Genomic DNA, 19,318 nt, shown 5'->3' on the forward strand with positions numbered 1-19,318 from the left:
TGGCGAGGGAGCTTGCTCCCGCTCGGCTGCGCAGCAGTCGCAAACCAACCCATCCGGTGTATCTGGATAAATCGTGGGGGCCGCTTCGCAGCCCAGCGGGAGCAAGCTCCCTCGCCACAGGGATCATTTGCCCGAATTCATCGTTCTGTAACCCTCGCGCCGCCAAACCGTCATCGCGCGCCGTCATCGTAAAGCTCCCGTATACGTCTTGGGAGTCTCGACATGACCCAGTCCTACGAAGAACGCAGCGCCGTCAAAACCCGTCGTCAGCAGGAAGACCAGCGCCGCATGGCGTTCCGTCGTGCAATCGAAGACCGCTATGAGCAGCGCCAACTTCTGGCCGAAATCAGCGAATTTCCTGACGCCACAGAGTTCAATTACTGGCAGGCAACGCCGGCGGCTTCCCGTCGAAACGCTCAACCAGGCCAATGATCTGAGCACGCTCGCCGCGAACGAATGCCAGGAAGGCGTGAGCCACCGGTGACAGGCGCTTGGCCCTGGCCTGCACCAGGCACCAACTGCGGTACAGCGGCAACTCCTCCACCGGCAGCTCGATGAGTGCGCCGGACGACAATTCCCGGCTCACGGCGTGGCGCGTCAACAGCGCCACGCCCAGCCCGGCCACCACGCACTCGCGCTGAGCCTCCGCCGACGCCACCTCCAGTGTCTGGGTGAAGTGCACCCGTTTCTCCTTGAAGTACTCCTCGCAGGCCAGCCGCGTACCTGAGCCCGGTTCGCGCAATAGCAGCGTATAGGGTTCCAGGTCCTGCAAACGCAGCGGGCCCATGTGGCACAACGGATGATCGGGCGGCGCCACGGCGACGATGGGATTGTTGAGAAATGGCAGGAACTCCAGGCCCATGTCCTGGGGCACCATGGACATGATCACCAGGTCATCACGGTTGTCCGAAAGCCGGCGGATGACCTGGCCGCGATTGACCACGGTGAGGTTGAGATTGACCTCCGGGTGCTGGCGCTTGAACGCGGCGAACAGGTGCGGGACGAAGTACTTGGCGCTGGACTCCACTGCCAGCTTGAGCTGGCCTTGCAGCGAGCCCTGCATGTCCGAGAGCTGCATGTCGAGGTTTTCCAGGCGCCCGAAGATGTCCCGGCTGGCCCGTTGCAACGCTTCGGCGGCTTCGGTCATGTAGAGTTTTTTGCCAACGTACTCAAACAGGGGTTGGCCGATAAGCTCCTCGAGGGATCGAATCTGTAGGCTAACGGCCGGTTGTGTGAGAGACATTTCATCGGCTGCACGGCTGTAGGACCTCAGGTCGCAGACCTCGTTGAAAATCTGCAATTGACGCAATGTCATACGCATCAATGACTTACGCATTTTCTAAGCACTCTGGGCCGGGACGATTAGCACAACTATAAGTCTTTGCTTATGCATGACCCAATAATTATTCATTTTTGTTAATCAACGGCCAGGACTAGTGTGGAGCTGCGACCAATTGTTACATCTGGTCACGCGTCGGCCTGGACCCCAGGCCGTGGTATCACCGGCTCAAGGGAACCTCCAATTGATAACAAAGATCCTGATCGCCAACCGTGGTGAGATTGCCGTCCGCATCGTGCGCGCTTGCGCCGAGATGGGCATTCGCTCGGTCGCGGTCTACTCCGACGCGGACCGCCATGCGTTGCACGTCAAGCGTGCGGACGAGGCCCACAGCATCGGCGCCGATCCGCTGGCCGGCTACCTCAACCCGCGCAAACTGGTGAACCTGGCGGTGGAAACCGGTTGTGATGCCTTGCACCCCGGCTACGGTTTTCTCTCGGAAAACGCTGAACTGGCAGACATCTGCGCCGAGCGCGGAATCAAATTCATTGGCCCGTCGGCCGAAGTCATCCGCCGCATGGGCGACAAGACCGAAGCGCGCCGCAGCATGATCAAGGCCGGTGTGCCGGTCACGCCGGGAACCGAAGGCAACGTGTCGGGCATCGAAGAAGCCCTGACCGAAGGTGATCGGATCGGTTACCCGGTGATGCTCAAGGCCACCTCCGGTGGCGGCGGTCGTGGTATCCGTCGCTGCAACAGCCGCGAAGAGCTCGAACAGGCCTTCCCGCGGGTCATTTCCGAAGCCACCAAGGCGTTCGGTTCAGCGGAAGTGTTCCTGGAAAAATGCATCGTCAACCCCAAGCACATCGAGGCGCAGATCCTGGGTGACAGTTTCGGCAACGTGGTGCACCTGTTCGAACGTGACTGCTCGATCCAGCGCCGCAACCAGAAGCTGATCGAAATCGCCCCGAGCCCGCAACTGACCCCCGAGCAGCGCGCCTACATCGGCGACCTGTCGGTGCGCGCGGCCAAGGCCGTGGGCTACGAGAATGCCGGCACCGTGGAGTTCCTGCTCGCCGAGGGCGAGGTGTACTTCATGGAGATGAACACCCGGGTGCAGGTGGAACACACCATCACCGAAGAAATCACCGGTATCGACATCGTTCGCGAACAGATCCGCATCGCCTCCGGGCTGCCGCTGTCGGTCAAGCAGGAAGACATCCAGCACCGTGGTTTTGCGTTGCAGTTCCGGATCAACGCCGAGGACCCGAAAAACAACTTCCTGCCCAGCTTCGGCAAGATCACCCGCTACTACGCCCCTGGCGGCCCGGGTGTGCGCACCGACACGGCGATCTACACCGGCTACACCATTCCACCGTTCTACGATTCGATGTGCCTGAAGCTGGTGGTCTGGGCGTTGACCTGGGAAGAAGCGATGGACCGTGGCCTGCGAGCCCTGGATGACATGCGCCTGCAGGGGGTCAAGACCACCGCCGCGTATTACCAGGAGATCCTGCGCAATCCGGAATTCCGCAGCGGCCAGTTCAATACCAGCTTCGTTGAAAGCCACCCTGAACTGACCAACTACTCGATCAAGCGCAAACCCGAAGAGCTGGCCCTGGCCATCGCCGCCGCCATTGCCGCCCACGCAGGCCTGTAAGGAATCATGAACATGTCCAAGAAGATCTTTGTTACCGACACAATCCTGCGCGACGCCCACCAATCGCTGCTCGCCACCCGCATGCGCACCGAAGACATGCTGCCGATCTGCGACAAGCTCGACAAAGTCGGCTATTGGTCGCTGGAAGTCTGGGGCGGCGCGACATTCGACGCCTGCGTGCGCTTCCTGAAGGAAGACCCGTGGGAACGCCTGCGCCAACTGCGCGCAGCACTGCCCAACACTCGCCTGCAAATGCTCCTGCGCGGCCAGAACCTGCTGGGCTACCGCCATTACAGCGATGACGTGGTCAAGGCGTTCGTGGCCAAGGCGGCGGTCAACGGCATCGATGTGTTCCGTATTTTCGATGCGATGAACGATGTGCGTAACCTGAAGGTTGCCATCGAAGCCGTGAAGGCCGCCGGCAAGCACGCCCAGGGCACCATCGCCTACACCACCAGCCCGGTGCACACCATCGGCGCGTTCGTGGCCCAGGCCAAGCAAATGGAAGCCATGGGTTGCGACTCGGTGGCGATCAAGGACATGGCCGGCCTGCTGACGCCGTACGCCACCGGCGAACTGGTCAAGGCGCTGAAAAGCGAACAGTCGCTGCCGGTCTTTATCCACTCCCACGACACCGCCGGCCTGGCCGCGATGTGCCAGCTCAAGGCGGTCGAGAACGGCGCCGATCACATCGACACCGCGATCTCCAGCTTCGCCTGGGGTACTAGCCATCCGGGCACCGAATCGATGGTCGCGGCCCTCAAGGGCAGTGAGTTCGACACAGGGCTGGACCTGGAATTGCTCCAGGAAATCGGTCTGTACTTCTACGCTGTGCGCAAGAAGTACCACCAGTTCGAAAGCGAGTTCACCGCAGTGGACACCCGCGTCCAGGTCAACCAGGTTCCGGGCGGGATGATCTCCAACCTCGCCAACCAGTTGAAAGAGCAAGGCGCACTGAACCGGATGAACGAAGTGCTGGCGGAGATTCCGCGCGTGCGTGAAGACCTCGGCTTCCCGCCGTTGGTTACCCCGACCTCGCAGATCGTCGGTACCCAGGCGTTCTTCAACGTGTTGGCCGGTGAGCGCTACAAGACCATCACCAACGAAGTGAAGCTCTACCTGCAGGGCGGCTACGGCAAGGCGCCAGGCTCGGTGAACGAGAAGCTGCGTCGTCAGGCCATCGGTAGCGAAGAAGTGATCGACGTACGTCCGGCCGACTTGCTCAAGCCGGAAATGACCAAGCTGCGTGGCGAAATCGGCGCGCTGGCCAAATCCGAAGAAGACGTACTGACCTACGCCATGTTCCCGGACATCGGCCGCAAGTTCCTCGAAGAGCGCGAAGCCGGCACCCTGACCCCGGAAGTGCTGCTGCCAATCCCCGAGGCGGGCAGCGTGAGCTCGGCGGGCGGCGAAGGTGTGCCGACCGAGTTTGTCATCGACGTTCACGGTGAGACCTATCGCGTCGACATCACCGGTGTGGGCGTCAAGGCCGAAGGCAAGCGTCACTTCTACCTGTCCATCGATGGCATGCCCGAAGAAGTCGTGTTCGAACCGCTCAATGAGTTCGTCAGCGGCGGCAGCAGCAAGCGCAAGCAAGCCACTGCGCCGGGTCACGTCAGCACCACCATGCCGGGCAACATCGTCGATGTTCTGGTCAAGGAAGGCGACGTGGTCAAGGCCGGCCAAGCGGTGCTGATTACCGAAGCCATGAAGATGGAAACCGAAGTGCAGGCGGCCATCGCCGGCAAGGTCACCGCTATTCATGTAGCCAAGGGCGACCGGGTCAACCCGGGTGAGATCCTGATCGAGATCGAAGGCTGATCTAACAGCCTCGATACAACGTTTTAACCTCGGGGGGGCATGTGCTCCCCTTTTTTTTGCCTGTCAGAACATCATTCGCCACTGGCCCATCAGCGCGCCGTTGCGGTTGTCCTGACCGGTTTCACCGTTATAACTCACCCCCAGGGTATGCCGTGGCGAAACGGTCAGGTCCAGCCCCGTTTCGAAGAACAGGCTGTCCCGGTCCAGCTCGACGCCTTCGACGGTATAGGTATTGCCTGCGCTGGCCAGGCGCTGACGGGAAGTGCCCCGGGTCTCGCCGTATAAGTGTTTCCAACCGAGATTCAAGCGGGGCGTCAGTCGCATGCCTTGGTCAAGAGGTAGAGTTCGGGCGAGGCGCAGGCCAAGGTTGCTGTTGTAATTGTCCTGAGACTGGCCACTGAACTGCAGCGCCGCGCTTCCACCTTTCTCGGTATAGCGATCGCGTTGATAGCGTTGGTAGCCCACTTGGACATAGGGCTCGACATCGAAATGCCCTACGTTCAGGTTGTAGCCGAGTTGCCCAAAGACCTGCTGCGTATTGGCATCGTAACGACCTTTGAGGCGATCGCTGAAACCGTTGTAGGCCACGTGGCGTTTGGTGCTGCCGTCATGACTGCCATAAACGGCACCCAGGCGCAGCGCCAGTGGTCCGTCCTGGCGTAAGGCATAGGCACCCACCAGCCAGCTGTCGAGCCGGCCGTCGAATTGACGACTGTCCAACCGGGTGTGCGTCTTGCCGCCGATCAATCCCAGGCGCCAATCGGGGCTGATAGCCCAGTCGGTTCCCAGCATCAAACCCTTGGTCGAGTGCTTCAGGGCATAGCTTCCCAGTTGCCTGCCGATGCTGCCGCTGTTGCCGATCGCCTGGACCCAGACCTGGCCGTTGTCGTGTGCACCCGTCGGACTTCGCCGATCCATGGCTGAGAGCATTCCTGTGCTGATGGGGGTGATACTGCTCAGGGTGGCGCTGCCCAGGTCGGCGGTGTTGTAGTCGCCCAGTTGGTCGATGGCGTCGGCGGCTGTGGCCATATTGGTGCCGAGCAAGGCGTTTACGGCGGCATTGGGTTTGGAGGCTGGCTTGACAGCTTGCACCTGGGCGGCGGGCTTGGGTTGGGTGCTGGCAACAACTTTTGCTGGTTCGGTGGGCTTGGACGCTGAGCGATCGGCTTGTGGCTCGACGGCAGGAGAGGGTGGCGTCGGAGAGGTGATGGAGGGTTCCGCTTGCGTTGGTTGGGTCGATCCTGATCCCAGGATAGCGGCTAAAACAGCTTGGCCATTAGGAGTGGGCGCGACTTCCTTGGGCGGAACATCCTTGAGTGTGAGCGTCAGTCCCACTTGTTTCTCGGTGGCGTAGTCAGGTTTCGCGGTCACGAAGGCGAGCTCGTTGACGACCTTCCCGAACTCCCCATCGACTTTTTTCGCCTCGATCACGATGTGCTTGCCCGCGCCGATGGACTCGCCTGGCAACGATGTAATCTTCAGCGTCGCACCGCCTAGCGTCGCGGTGCCGCCGACCTTGATTGTGGCGCTGCCGCTTTCTGGATGGATGCCGTAGAGCAGCGTTGCGCTTTGCGACAGTTCAAGATTTTTTTTGACCGTAGGCGCCCCGCTCGCAGGGTCTACGTTCAACAGGCCCTTCACGTTCAGCGTGTCGACTGTGCCATGGCCGCTGAAACTGCCTGTCTCGTTCACGAAGACAGACTTGCCCACACTGCCCTCGTTATGAAACTCGCCGGCAACGTGTACCTCGGCCCCCATTTGACCGAGATTGCGAAATCGAGTGCTCGCTTCTACCAAGCCTCTATTGAAACGGATAGTGGGCGGCGTTTCTCCCTCCAGTGTTGTGAACTTGGGTGGCCTGAGGGATGCCTTCGAATGATTGGGTTGGGTTTGCTTCTGGGTCGCTGTTTCAGAGGTTGGGGGCGTAGCGTCGTCGGTCGATTGCAGGGCCATCGAAACATCGGCACAGCCGAGTACCAAGGCTATTGTCAGCGTGAGCTGTTGGGGCAGGAATGAATGTTGGGTTGGCATCGAATGTGACCTCTCATGAAGGAGGTCGCACTTTAAAAATTTCACCTTGGGCGGCGATGCCAGCCGTCTCCTAGCTGCTGGCGAGACATAGCGATGGAGCTTGTAGGCTGCCCACGCTGTGATCACAGAGTCACGGCGCCGGCCTCCGTGGCGGTGAGGCATTGCCCTACAGCATATTCAGGCCTTTCTGTGTGGTCGGAGATCCGAGATCTGTCTGTCAAATATCGACTCTGTAAACCTGCTCCGTGTTTCGCCTAGGATCGACCTGGTTCCTGGTGGGACCGCGTTCCTCCTGTGGAGCGAGCCTGCTCGCGATGGCGGTGGTTCAGTCACATGGATGTTGGGCTTGCTGGCCTCATCGCGAGCAGGCTCGCTCCCACAGGGGAAACGCGATCTCACCAAGAACCAGGTCGGCTATCAGGCCGCCTCGCGGAGGACGTTGATTTCGGCGCCCCGTTAACCACGCTGGCCGAACGCAGGTATTGCGCAGTGGGCACACCGAGCCTAGGCGAGGCACCGAGTGGTGGGGCAGAAGCGCTTTGGTTACCTTCGCCTGGGCCGGCATTCCGGCTTTTCGAAAGTGAGCCGCCGTCAGGGCGGAACCCTAAGTGGCCGTGACCGCAGAAACGGATATACACAGCGACCTTAAAATCCCACCCCAGCTCAGCGATTATTCAGATAAGCCTTCCCATAATGCCGTTCCATCCGCGCCTGGACCAACTCCAACGCAATGGACATCAACCAGTAAATAATCGCCGCCGTCGTCAGCATCTCAATATACCGATAGCTGGACCGACCATAAGACTGCGCCAAAAACATCACCTCCCAAACGCCCATCACCGAGATCAGTGAAGAATCCTTGAGCATGGAGATGAATTGGTTGGTGGTCGGCGGGATGATGGTGCGCATGGCCTGGGGCAGCGTGACGCGCCAGAAGATTACGGTTTCGCTCAGGCCCAGGGCGAGGGAAGCTTCGCGTTGGCCGTTGGGGACGCCGAGGATGCCGGCGCGGAAGATCTCGCTCAGGTAGGCGCCGTAGTTCAGCGACAAGGCGATGATCCCGGCGGCGATGGCGCCCGGGACCACGCCCAGTTGTGGCAGGCCCAGGTAGATCAGCAGGATCTGGATCAGCAGCGGCGTGCCGCGAAAGAACGACGCGTAGAAACTGGCGATGCCAAACGCCACCGCGCTGCTGGACAACCGCGCCAGGGCGGTGATGAAGCCCAACAGTGATGACGCGACGATCGAGCACAGGCACAGAAACAGCGTCAGCACCGCGCCTTGCAGAAAGCCATTGGGCGCCAGATGCACGCCCAGCAAGTTCGGCAGTTTGTCGAGGATGATGGAGAACTTCAGGTCGAAGCTCAGGAAGAAACTCGCGAACAGCACCAGCATGGCCGCCCAGGTCAGGTAGAGCCGGGTGCGGAAACCGAAGATTTTTTGCAGGCGTGACTCAGCCACCGTTGGCGGTGGCTGAGTCGGTGGAAAAGAAGTCATTGGGTAATGTCGGCGCCGATCCATTTTTGCGAGAGTTTGCTCAAGGTGCCGTCCTGTTTCAACTGGGCAAAGACTTCACGCACCTTGTTGTCCCATTGAGCATCGCCTTTTTCGATGGCGACCGAGTTCGGTTCGGAATAAAGCGACTCGCCGGCCAGTTTGAAGCGCTTGTCTTCGGTCAGGCGCGGTTGTGCGGTCACCAGGTTGGTCAGCACGGCGTCCAATCGCACTCCGGCGCCCAGGCCGAGGTCCTGGAACGCTACGTTGTCAGTGTCGTACGGGGCGATCTGCACGTCCTCGAACGGATAGCTCAGTTGGGTATCCTCGGCGCCTTCGATCACCAGGTTCTTGTTCAGGTAGCTCTCGTAGCTGGACGCGCTGGTGAGGCCGACCTTCTTGCCGCTCAAGTCCTTGGCACCGTGGATACGGTCGTCCTTGGCGTTGACCACGATCACCGCTGGCGAGGCGTAATACTGCACCGGGAAATCGAACACTTCGGCGCGGGCCTTGCTCGGCGTCATGGAGCAGATGCAGATGTCATAGCGCCCGCTCCAGTGTCCGGCAGCGATCACGTCCCAGGAAGGGGTTTCCAGGCGCAGTTTCACGCCCAGTTTCTGCGCCACGGCCTTGGCCACGTCCACGTCAAAACCGTCGAGCTGGTTCTGATCGTTGAGGAACGAGAAGGGCGGGTAGCTTTCCATCAGCACGCCGACCAGTTCTTTTTTCTGTTCGATGCGATCCAGGGTGGCACCGGCGAAGGCTTGCGATGAGGCGGCCAGCAGAGTCAGGCCCAGGGCCAGCAATGGTTGTAGTTTCACGTGAAGTCCCTGGGTAGAAAAATAAGTTGTAGTTAACCGATTGGTGCGTATTAAATAGTTATAAGAACAACTCCGGTAGTGAGTATTTTTCATAAGCTTATGAGTGAATCGCATATGGGCGCAGCAACGACAGTCATTCTCGATGGCGGCATGGGCCGCGAACTGCAACGCCGTGGCGCGCCGTTTCGGCAGCCCGAGTGGTCGGCACTGGCCCTGAGCGAAGCACCTCAGGCGGTGGAGGCCGTGCACGCGGCCTATATCGCCAGCGGCGCGAATGTCATCACCAGCAATAGCTACGCAGTGGTGCCGTTTCACATTGGCGAGGCGCGTTTCGCCGCAGAAGGCCAGGCCCTGGCCGCGTTGGCGGGAGAGTTGGCGCAACGGGCGGTGCAGGCTTCAGGCAAAGCGGTGCGGGTGGCCGGGTCGCTGCCGCCGCTGTTCGGTTCCTATCGGCCGGATTTGTTCGATGCGTCCCGCGCCCACGAGCTGCTGGCGCCACTGGTGACCGGCCTGGCGCCCCATGTCGACCTCTGGCTGGCCGAGACGCAAAGCTCGACCGTCGAAGCGAGGGCGATTCACGCCGGGCTGCCGAAGGATGGCAAGCCGTTCTGGCTGTCGTTCACCTTGAAGGATGAAGACACGGACGAAGTGCCACGCCTGCGCTCCGGCGAACCGGTGGCGGACGCTGCAGCGGTCGCGGCCGAGCTGGGCGTCGAAGTGCTGCTGTTCAACTGCAGCCAACCAGAAGTGATTGGCGGGGCGATCGATGCGGCGCGGGAAACCTTCGAGCGACTGGGGGTGAGCATCCACATCGGCGCCTACGCCAACGCCTTCCCGCCGCAGCCGAAGGAAGCGACGGCCAACGACGGATTGGACCCGCTGCGCGACGACCTCGATCCGCCGGGCTACCTGCAATGGGCGGCCGACTGGCGCAAGCGCGGGGCCAGTCATTTGGGCGGTTGCTGCGGGATAGGGCCGGAGCACATCGCAGTATTGGCGCAAACGCTGGGCTGAGTTGTCCGGCCGTTTTGTTGGACGACATCCACGCTTACGGTTTTCGTCGAATGGGCGGCTACAGCTATACATATGTATGTCATTTGCCGCTCAGTGACGGGATAGGGTCCGGGTTCCTCAATTAAACCGGACTCTTAAATGTCTACTTTTCCTGAAGATGAGCCGGGCGTGCCATCGACCTCTGTCGCTCCCTTTAAACCCATCAACCTGTTACCCGGTGGGGCTCCATTTCAACCGCACACGTTTGCCGATCAATGGCTGCTTGAACGAGGCCTTGCCGGTGACACCTTGGTTCAGGTCACTTATCAAGAGGTCGAGACCGTCGACTCGGCCGCAAAAAGAAAACGCACTTCGGTGCCTTTGCGCGATGCCGTTACCCAGGGTTTTTTAGTGGCCTATCAAAGCCAGGAGACGGGCGGCATTCCTGCCCGGTCCCCCCGCGATGGCTGGGTTTATCCACACAGAAGCCTGATGTCCCTGGATTTCTCGTCCCTTCGCGTCGAGGGGCGAGCGCTCTCGCAAAGCCTTTTGAACGAACTGCAAACAGGCATTCCCCGCAACTATCGAAGCACTCCGCAACCTGCCACCCCCACAAGCGCGGTTCAATACGATCTCCTCAGCCCCAAGGGCAAGGAGCAGGCCAGGTTACTGGAGCTTCTGGACACCAACCAGGTGAAACTGGCGCGTTTGTTCGCCGCGCTTCCGACCTTCGACTCGGTGCTCAATCGTTTGCTGGTGGACACGTTCGAGACAAAGATCCCCGAGCGCAAGCTACGCGCTTCACTGCTGGGTAAGATCGACCCTGATTACTGTTATGTGAGCCGCTTCACCAGCGACTCGAACGGTGTGCGCTCGCTGACGGTCTCGGAGAGTTTCAGCGACGTCATGTGGGGGTGTTTGCAGACGGATACGCCTGCGAGTTACACCGGCGGCGGCGTCGGATTCTGCACTCGCCCGGACTCGGTGGCCGAGGCCGACAGCCTGTTTGCCGGCCCGGTGGACGCCCAGGTTCTACAGGCCATGGAGTCGGTACTTTACATCGCCAATCCAACCACGAATGAGCGTGTGAAGCGCCAGTTCCGCGATGAGTTGAAGCGCTTTCGCGATAACCCATGTCACGCAGGCATTCTTGAGACAGCGACCCCGTGCACCACGGCTGAGGCCCTCGCTCATTTGCTTTCCCTGCGATTCCTGCATCTTATCGATTTGTACAAAGTTGATCGGAGTTCGGCCATCCCACTCACGGCCAGTGAACGAATCCAGCAAAAAGATGAAGATCGTCTGTTGGACCTCATCACGACTCACCCCTCCATGGCGGACCGAAACCGTTTGGCGCGGGCGCCCATCCCCCATGTCTACATCGTGATGCTTGATATGGGCACGGCAGCGCCGCAGAAGTGGCCTGCTGCGATGGTGATCAAGTTTACCGATAGCCTGACCTTGTTCCTGTATTCCCTGGAAGGCGGGATCCAGCGATTCCGCTCTGTGCAGGATCTGCTCAGCAACGTCCGTCCGACCCATGGAGGGCAGGAACGTACGATTGTGGATATCACTGCTGAACTGTCCGGGCATGTTTTTGAAGTGGCCGCCGATGACCTGTTGCAGGTACAAAGCGCTGCCCTGGAAACGGTCATGAACGCGCCAGGAAACGAGACGCTCGCGTTGAGGGCCTTTGCTGAAAGTGCCGAACGTGCGCTTGTTTTACCCATGTTGTCGCTGGCCGCGCCCATGGCTGTGCGTCAGCAGACCCTGGTCGAAAACAATCGCCCCGGTTTCTATAAAGCCGCGACGCGTCCTGAGCAAGCCCACTATCGTCGTCTGGAAGCGCAGGTATTCCAGGCCGTCTTCCAATTGGGTGGCGGTATCCAAACGTTGTTGCAGTTCACTCGCCAGAAGATCAAGCAATACCTGCAGCAAACCGTGCATCCGGGTATAGAGCCGGATCCGGACAAAACCATGGTCACGCTTTTCTATGGGCAACGTGCTAATCGAAAGCAGTCCCGTATCAGCAGCCTGACCCAGTTGATGCTCGATAATCTGCGCCCGCATCAGTATCCGAATGCGATGAGGGAAGTGCTGACCGTTTACGTTGTCGATCAACACGGCCAACGTGTCAGGCACCCGGCAAGCGGCTTTTTTGTCACGTTGACGGGCAACCAACTCGCCCGGATGGCGGGCCATCTTGATGTTGGGGGCCGTTATGAAACCCTGCTGCGCAAGGAGATGAACAAACCTGAATACAAGGCAGCGTGGCAGGCGGCGTATCTGGCTAACTTGAAATTCAAAGGTTACGAGTCTTCGCTCAGGGGCGACGAAGTGTTCAAGGCCAGCGTGCTGGATAACGCTTTCACCCCTCCGATGTCGCGCAAACGAGTCGCTTGCTGGCTGGACGCTGTCCTGCGCTCGCCCACCACGGCGGGGCGTGCCCGGGTAGGTGGGCGCAAGGTATGCGTCCATGGTCTTGTACTGGGGGGCAGCGTGGGCGCGGGCGCGCAGCAGGACATGATGGGCAATGCGGTCAGCGTCGATGGCGTGCTGGTTTTTTCCGATCAGGAGGGGCCGGAAATCGAGGGAACCGTTGGCGTTTATTTCCCGGACAGCCCCGATGGCGATGATTTTCATGAATTCGCTGACCTGAGCGACGGCATTGCCGGGCTTTTGCCGGAAGAAAAATGGCAGGCGTATTTCCGTTCGCGCATTTCCACACTGGACCCCGAGCAGATCAAGCGTTTGTTGGGCAAGCAAGGCGGTCGTCCGCTGATTCGTGGTTCGTTGTTCGCAGGCGATCTTCTCGAAATGCTGCACCAGGCCTACGTCAATTTCCAAAGCGCCTACGCGGATCACCGCTCCAACAGCAACCGGGATGTCAGCCGTCAAACTGCTGGGAAGCTGGCGATGATGACGGTCGGAATTATCTTTGACCTGGCCGGATTCCTGGTGCCCGGTTTTCAAATGCTCACGCGCGCCATCAAGACCGGTTTGCTGGTAGTCAAGACCGGTGCGGTTCCGATGAACCTGCCAACGCTGGCGTTCGTTCATCAAGTGGCAAATTATGCGGGGAAGAAGGCACTGTCCGGTGGCGTGACGCTCCCCGTGCGAGGGCAATCCTCTTTCCTGGCGGTGACGGCTCGTCAAGGCTCGAGGGAAAAACTGCTCGGGCTGCCACTGGAAGAGGCGCTCTATGACCGTTTTGCCGTGACGGATACGTCGCTGATAAAAGGGGTTACGCCGGATCGACAGGGTTTTTACCGTCCCGCGATCACGGATACCGCCACGGGTAACGTGACGCGCCCCGTGTTCGTGCGGCAACCCGACGGGACCGTGTACCGGGTGCACGACCATACGCGGTTGAAGGCCACCGAGGCCACCATTGTCGAAGCCACTACGGGATTGCCCATCCGCTCCCATGGCGTGATGCGCGATACGGTGCAGCGGATGTCCGACGACGAGTGGCGCGCGGTAGGACACGGCTTTGGGGGCGCAAAGCGCTCGCGGGACACATCCCCTCAGCCCGGCCCTTCGCAGCCCGGGCAACCGGCTACATCGTCTCGTTCCGTTTCCGATCTGGTGCGCACGCCAAACGAGTGGGACGTCGAGATCATGGATCTGGTCCCGAGCCTCGTCACCCGGCTTGCGAGTTGGCCACAAAACCGTAGCTTGCTGGTCATTGAGCAAAGGCCTGTACGCCAGGATTGGTCAGTACGCTTTACTCCGGGGCAAGAAGAAAGTGCCTTTCCGGCGGCTGATCATCCGCTCAGGTCGGACTCGGATATCGTCTTGAGGCGAATCGGTGAAAACCATTACCTCCTGGTGCTGGGCGAGCAGAATGAAATCGCGTTCGATATCAACGGCGATTGCTTCTTCAATGCCGTCGCCCGAGGATTGAACGAAGGGCAGCCGCAGGCGAGGTTTTCGATGCAGGGGCTGCGTAATGAAGTCGCCGATTACATCGATCAACACCCGCAGGTGCAGGATTACCTGGTGACGCAACCTTCCGGGGTGCAGCAATTGGTCTTTGATAATGCCCAGGCGTTGGAGAGTGTGCTGGGTAGATCAGCGGTGCGTGACCTGACTCGGATGATCTACGGTGCTCCCAATCCCCATGGCTTGTTTCAGCCGCTGGAGAATTACTTGAGCCTGCACGCAAGAGGCATCGTGCGCAGGGTACTGGATCAAGTCACTGCGGCGGATTTGCCCCCGGAGATGCTGCAGATGATAGGGCGTTTTGTATCACCCCGTGCGCCGGGTCGCATGATGCTGAGCAGAATTCCCTACTACGCGCAAAAAGATCAAGCCTTGCAGAGTTTTTTTGAGGATGTCCTGTTGCAGCCCATCCGCAGTCAGGAAATCGCCGAACTGCTCAATAATCAATTCCTCCTGCTCTCTCAGGATACGCTGCATATCATGCTTGAGTACGGCGTCCGGGCCCGTGATCTGACCGACCATCATCCGCGCAATGAATTGGCTTATGTCAGGTACGATGAGGCTGTCCACGGCCACCTCAATGACGATCAGCTCGATGAACTGCTCGATGGTGCCTACCTGGTCGATCGCGACGACTTGAAGAGTGTGGGCGAACGATTCAAGCGTGAAACCGGCACGGTCATCGACGACGACGTAGACCTGATGGAACAGTTCATGCACTACGACAGGGCCGAGGATTTCACTGACCTGCTTACCGTGGCCCTCCAGCGTTACCCCGTCCTGTTGAGGCGGGCCACAGTCCTCCTGCGATCCCCTGTTATTGCTTCCAACCTGGGCAGCCTGTTCCCCGTGAATGTCCTGGCGCAATGGATACGTAATCCGGCGTTGTCTGACTCACGCCTTCAGCTCATTGCCGAGTATGCCGGCAGCCGTTATCAAGAATTGGTGAGCAGCGGCCGTATCGATATCGATTGGATGCAGCCGTTCGATGATCAAAACCTGCACGACCTGATCTTCCATCAGCGGGCACTAATCAGTTTTTTGGATTTCCTCCAGGGCGTGCGGTATCTCGATCAGCGCAATATGGCGACCGTCACAGGTTTATTCAGCGCTGCGGGACAATCGCCTTCGAACAGCAGGGTTGCGATTTTGCTCGGGACGCCGAATCTATGGCGATCCATTCAAAATATGCCGGGTATCTCGCCGCGCAGCGCCCGGCGAATCTGGGAGGATCTGGTGGGACCGCAGTTCAGTGATGAGAATATCCGGCGAACGCTGGCGCAACGGGATTCACTGAGCTCTGAGTCAGCGTTTACCAGCGCATTGATCGACAGCCTGACCCTCGACGAAGCCCAGGCTCATCAGGTGATTCTGGGCGCTTATGGCGTGACCCCAAGACAAGTCATGCATTTTCTGCAGGGTTTCGATTTCCCAGGGACTGTTGCGGACCATAGTCGCTTGACGCTCGCGCTGGATCTGAGTGCTCATGGATCGATCCCGGCCTGGGCCTGGCAATACGCCCGACCGGGGGTGACCCCCGAGTCGCTGCGGTCATTCCTGGCCACACGCAAAACGTCGAACCCCGAGTGATTCGAGCCGTTTCTGTGGGGAGGGAGTAACCACCGCGTCTGCGACGCTGCGCTGTCGTGCAGTGAACCAGGCCCTGTGGCGAGGGGATTTATCCCCGTTGGGCTGCGCAAGCAGCCCCAAGCCAGGCAACTCGGTGTGTCAGGAAGATTGAGTTCAATGCTTTAGGGCTGCTGCGCAGCCCAACGGGGATAAATCCCCTCGCCACAGGGTTTTGTGTGCAGCCTAGGAGCGGCACTCCACCAAGCCGCGCACTTGCCCGTCCTCGCGCTGGTTTTCCTCGCTCAACCAGCGCTCGAACCCGGTGGCGATGGCGGGCCATTCCGAATCCAGCATCGAGTACCACGCGGTGTCGCGGTTCTGGCCCTTGACCACCATGTGCTGGCGAAACACCCCTTCGAAGGTGAAGCCCAGCCGTTCGGCGGCGTATCTGGAGCGGGCGTTGGCGTTGTTGCACTTCCACTCCAGGCGGCGATAACCCAGGGCGAAAGATTCCTTGGCCAGCAGATAAACCGCCTCGGTGCTTTTCGGTGAGCGTTGCATCGGTGCACCGAAGGTCACATGGCCGATCTCGATACGGCCCTGGGCCGGCACGATGGACATCAGGCTGAGAATGCCCTGCACATCGCCGCTGGCGCGGTCGATCACGCTGAAGAAATACGGGTCGGCATTGGCCGCATGATTCTGCAGCCAGGCATCGAAAGCGCCGCGATCCTTGAAGGGCCCATAGGGCAAGTAATCCCAGAGCTTCGGGTCGGCGCCGGGGCCGTCGAGGGCTTGCCACAGGCCATCGGCATGACGCGCCGGATCGAGTTTTTCCAGGCGGATGAAACGCCCTTCGATCAGTTGCGTAGACGGTGCCGGGGCACCTTTCCAATCGGCGAGTGAAATCGACATGCTGTGCTCCTTAAAGGGCTTTGCGAAATTGAATGAAACCCGGGCGTTCGGCGATGCGCTCGTAGAGCTGGATCGCCGTGGCGTTGGTTTCGTGGGTCAGCCAGTGCACCTTGCAGCAACCGTCGGCCTTGGCGGTGCGGTAGACGAATTCGATGAGCTGGCGACCGACGCCGGTGCCACGGCATTGTTCCGTCACCAGCAAGTCTTGCAGGTAGCAGGAATTCTCGATGCTCCAGTTCGAACGGTGATAGATGAAGTGCACCAGGCCCACCGCCGTGTCGCCGTTCCAGGCCAGGGCCCCGTGGGTTGGCTCGCGGTCATCGAGCAGGCGTTGCCAGGTGCTCTGGCTCACCGCGTCCGTCAGCTCGGTGTTGTAGAACCGCAGGTAGGCTTGCCACAACGGCAGCCAGGCAGCGTGATCGTCGGCGCTGACGAGACGGATTTCGACTTGGCTCATGTTCACTCCTTGGATGATAGGTCTGGCATCAGGCGTGCGAGCGCCTGGTCCTGTGGATCGGGGCTGGCGGCGAGCCCGTTGCGCACGCCGGCGACATCCGCCGGGCTGCGGTTCTGGTTGAGCTTGCGTTTGCCTTCCAGGCGCTGGATGGGCAAGGCGAAACCGACGATCGCCTTGAGCATGCTGTCGATGTACTCAGCCGGCGCATCATCGATTTTCCAGGGCTGGGCGCGGCCGGTTTCGTGGCGATCGGTGAGGGCGCTGACCAGGTTGCGCAGGCGATGAGGATCGCTGAACACCTCGGCGCGGCCATAGGCGTGTACCGCCAGGTAATTCCAGGTCGGCACGACTTTGCCGTGTTCGGCCTTGCTGGGGTAGAAGCCCGGGCTCACGTAGGCATCGACCCCGCTGAAGACCACCAGGGCTTCGGCGCCGGCTTCCAGGTCGCGCCATTGCGGATTGGCCCGGGCCATGTGCCCGTACAGGCTCCCGTTGGGACCTTGTTGCGGGTCCAGCAACAACGGCAAGTGGCTGGCTTGCAAGCCGTGTTCGCCCTGCGTGATCAATACGGCCAGGCGGCAATCCCCCATCATGCCATGCAGTTGGGGCAGGTCTTCGACGACAAAGGCTTTAGGGTTGTACATGACGATTTTCCTTGGCGAATGCGAGCATCCTAGGCAGGCTATTGGTCTGTTGTAAGAGCCACTTTCAGCCAATTTCACAGGTCCATTTTCGGGAGCTGTCATGAACAACGCCGTGCCGCCACTGTCGTTCAACCCCGCGGGCATCGAGCTCGATCGCCGCCAGGGACTCAGCCGCCAGCTTTACCAGGCCTTACGGGCACGGGTGCTGGACGGGCGCCTGGCCAGCGGCACGCGCCTACCGGCCAGTCGTGACCTGGCGGCGGCCCTGTCGATCTCGCGCAACAGTGTGGTGCGCGCCTACGACCAGCTCTACGCCGAGGGTTTCATCGAAGGGCGGGTCGGTGACGGGACTTATGTGGCGAAACTGTCCTCGACGACGCTGCCGCTGAAAAACATATCCACAAAAGTATCCACAGGGTTTTCAACAGGCTTACCCACAGCCTTATCCACAGATTGGCTCGATTTACCTGTGGGTCCATCCAGTAAAGTTATCCACAGCGATGCGCTGGATCGGGTCGAAAAGCACCATTTGCCCCTGCCGCCCAGTGGCCCACCGAGGGCGTTTCGGGTCGGCATTCCAGCGTTCGATCTGTTCCCCTTCGACGTCTGGGCCAAGCTGAATGCGGCTTTCTGGCGCAAACCGGACCTGCAACAGCTCTGTTATGGCGATTCCCAGGGGGATGCGCGCTTGCGTGGGCTGATCGCCGCATACCTGCGCAGTTCGCGAGGCCTGCACTGCACGGCTGAACAAATTGTGATCACCAGCGGCGCGCAGCAGGGCATCAGCCTTTGTGCACAGTTGCTGGTGGACCCGGGTGACATCGTGGCGGTGGAAAACCCAGGCTATCGCGCCGCCGGGCATGCGTTTGCTGTTGCGGGTGCCGAGGTGAGAGGCGTACCGGTTGATGGCGATGGGTTGAATTGCACGGCACTCGGTGCGTTGAGCCACTGTCGGCTGGCCTACGTCACACCGTCCCATCAATACCCGACCGGGGTGGTCATGAGCCTGGCACGGCGGCTGGAGCTGCTAGCCTGGGCCGAACGCAATGACGGCTGGATCGTCGAGGACGACTACGACGGTGAATACCGCTACAGCGGCGCACCGTTGGCGCCATTGGCCGCGCTGGATCGCCAGGGGCGGGTGCTTTACGTCGGCACGTTCGGCAAAGTCGCGTTTCCGGCCTTGCGCATGGGTTATCTCGTATTGCCGCCTGGCCTGGTCGACGCCTTCGCCCGCCGCCGCGCGGTGGATATGCGTCACTCCGAAGTCAGCACCCAAGCGGTGATGGCCGAGTTCATGGCCGCCGGGCATTTCCAGCGGCACATCAGGCGCATGCGCCGGGCCGCCCTGGCCCGGCGTGACGCGCTGCTGAGCGGCTGGCCGAAGGCGGTTGCGGGCATTGGCGTCATGCCCACGGTGGTGGCCGGGCTGCATGTCACCGTGCCGGTGGACAGCGTTGAACGTGAGTGTGAACTGATAGCGCAAGCGACCAGCGTGGGCGTCGAGATCAATGGCTTGAGTGGTTATTGGCTGCCCACTACAACGTCGTCGCAAGTGCATGCCGGGTTGGTGCTGGGGTTCGCGGCCGTCCCGCCAGCGGCGATAGACATTGCGCTGGCGGGCCTGGCGACAGCCTGGAAAACCTGACGGCTGAAACAGGGCATCTGTGGATGCCCCGGGTTTTCGCC

At 60.4% G+C, this 19,318-nt stretch carries 13 protein-coding genes; 6 read left to right on the top strand and 7 right to left on the bottom strand.

Going from position 1 to position 19,318, the window contains the following annotated elements; translation table 11 throughout:
- The first annotated feature begins 222 nt into the window (after nucleotides 1-222).
- Complete coding sequence (locus PSH86_RS00540) at nucleotides 223-432, top strand: PA3496 family putative envelope integrity protein (RefSeq protein ID WP_109752921.1); 210 nt, start codon at nucleotides 223-225, stop codon at nucleotides 430-432.
- Here PSH86_RS00540 and PSH86_RS00545 read toward each other — a convergent pair.
- Nucleotides 374-1,336, bottom strand: coding sequence for a LysR family transcriptional regulator (locus PSH86_RS00545; RefSeq protein ID WP_013694598.1), 963 nt, complete (start codon nucleotides 1,334-1,336; stop codon nucleotides 374-376). The genes PSH86_RS00540 and PSH86_RS00545 overlap by 59 nt on opposite strands.
- Before the next feature lie 187 nt (nucleotides 1,337-1,523).
- On the opposite strand from PSH86_RS00545, the gene PSH86_RS00550 reads away from it, so the two are divergent.
- Nucleotides 1,524-2,939: an acetyl-CoA carboxylase biotin carboxylase subunit gene (locus PSH86_RS00550; RefSeq protein ID WP_003206982.1), complete on the top strand. Its 1,416-nt coding sequence runs from the start codon at nucleotides 1,524-1,526 to the stop codon at nucleotides 2,937-2,939.
- A gap of 12 nt (nucleotides 2,940-2,951) precedes the next feature.
- Complete coding sequence (oadA, locus tag PSH86_RS00555; RefSeq protein ID WP_109752923.1) at nucleotides 2,952-4,760, top strand: sodium-extruding oxaloacetate decarboxylase subunit alpha; 1,809 nt, start codon at nucleotides 2,952-2,954, stop codon at nucleotides 4,758-4,760.
- 63 nt (nucleotides 4,761-4,823) lie between these two features.
- Here the strand turns inward: oadA and PSH86_RS00560 are convergent, their stop codons facing one another.
- The 3 genes from PSH86_RS00560 to PSH86_RS00570 form a co-directional block, all read right to left on the bottom strand.
- On the bottom strand, nucleotides 4,824-6,713 hold the full coding sequence (locus tag PSH86_RS00560) for an autotransporter domain-containing protein (protein ID WP_305487122.1): 1,890 nt from the start codon (nucleotides 6,711-6,713) through the stop codon (nucleotides 4,824-4,826).
- 741 nt (nucleotides 6,714-7,454) lie between these two features.
- Nucleotides 7,455-8,288 carry an amino acid ABC transporter permease gene (locus PSH86_RS00565; protein WP_305487124.1) on the bottom strand — a complete coding sequence of 278 codons (834 nt, stop codon included), beginning with the start codon at nucleotides 8,286-8,288 and terminating at the stop codon, nucleotides 7,455-7,457.
- A complete protein-coding gene (locus PSH86_RS00570) occupies nucleotides 8,285-9,106 on the bottom strand; it encodes an ABC transporter substrate-binding protein (protein ID WP_109752926.1) in 822 nt (273 codons plus the stop codon). The genes PSH86_RS00565 and PSH86_RS00570 overlap by 4 nt, the downstream gene beginning before the upstream one ends.
- Nucleotides 9,107-9,220: 114 nt before the next feature.
- Between PSH86_RS00570 and PSH86_RS00575 the strand changes: the two genes are divergently transcribed.
- Complete coding sequence (locus PSH86_RS00575; RefSeq protein WP_109752927.1) at nucleotides 9,221-10,120, top strand: homocysteine S-methyltransferase family protein; 900 nt, start codon at nucleotides 9,221-9,223, stop codon at nucleotides 10,118-10,120.
- A 138-nt stretch (nucleotides 10,121-10,258) separates the two neighbouring features.
- Nucleotides 10,259-15,634 (top strand): hypothetical protein, encoded by a 5,376-nt coding sequence (locus PSH86_RS00580; protein WP_305487129.1) that lies wholly within the window; start codon nucleotides 10,259-10,261, stop codon nucleotides 15,632-15,634.
- Between the two features lie 222 nt (nucleotides 15,635-15,856).
- Here the strand turns inward: PSH86_RS00580 and PSH86_RS00585 are convergent, their stop codons facing one another.
- From PSH86_RS00585 to PSH86_RS00595, 3 genes are read right to left on the bottom strand one after another with little or no spacing between them, the layout of a single operon-like run.
- Entirely contained in the window at nucleotides 15,857-16,528 is a 672-nt protein-coding gene (locus PSH86_RS00585) for a GNAT family N-acetyltransferase (RefSeq protein WP_305487132.1), read from the bottom strand.
- A gap of 10 nt (nucleotides 16,529-16,538) precedes the next feature.
- On the bottom strand, nucleotides 16,539-16,985 hold the full coding sequence (locus PSH86_RS00590) for a GNAT family N-acetyltransferase (RefSeq protein ID WP_305487135.1): 447 nt from the start codon (nucleotides 16,983-16,985) through the stop codon (nucleotides 16,539-16,541).
- A gap of 2 nt (nucleotides 16,986-16,987) precedes the next feature.
- A complete protein-coding gene (locus PSH86_RS00595; RefSeq protein ID WP_109752931.1) occupies nucleotides 16,988-17,629 on the bottom strand; it encodes an FMN-binding negative transcriptional regulator in 642 nt (213 codons plus the stop codon).
- 100 nt (nucleotides 17,630-17,729) lie between these two features.
- Here PSH86_RS00595 and PSH86_RS00600 point away from each other — a divergent pair, with 100 nt between their 5' ends.
- Nucleotides 17,730-19,277: a PLP-dependent aminotransferase family protein gene (locus tag PSH86_RS00600; RefSeq protein ID WP_116833856.1), complete on the top strand. Its 1,548-nt coding sequence runs from the start codon at nucleotides 17,730-17,732 to the stop codon at nucleotides 19,275-19,277.
- The last annotated feature ends 41 nt before the right edge of the window (nucleotides 19,278-19,318 follow it).

It is taken from the genome of Pseudomonas sp. FP2300, from assembly GCF_030687595.1.
Taxonomy (GTDB): Bacteria; Pseudomonadota; Gammaproteobacteria; order Pseudomonadales; family Pseudomonadaceae; genus Aquipseudomonas; species Aquipseudomonas bijieensis.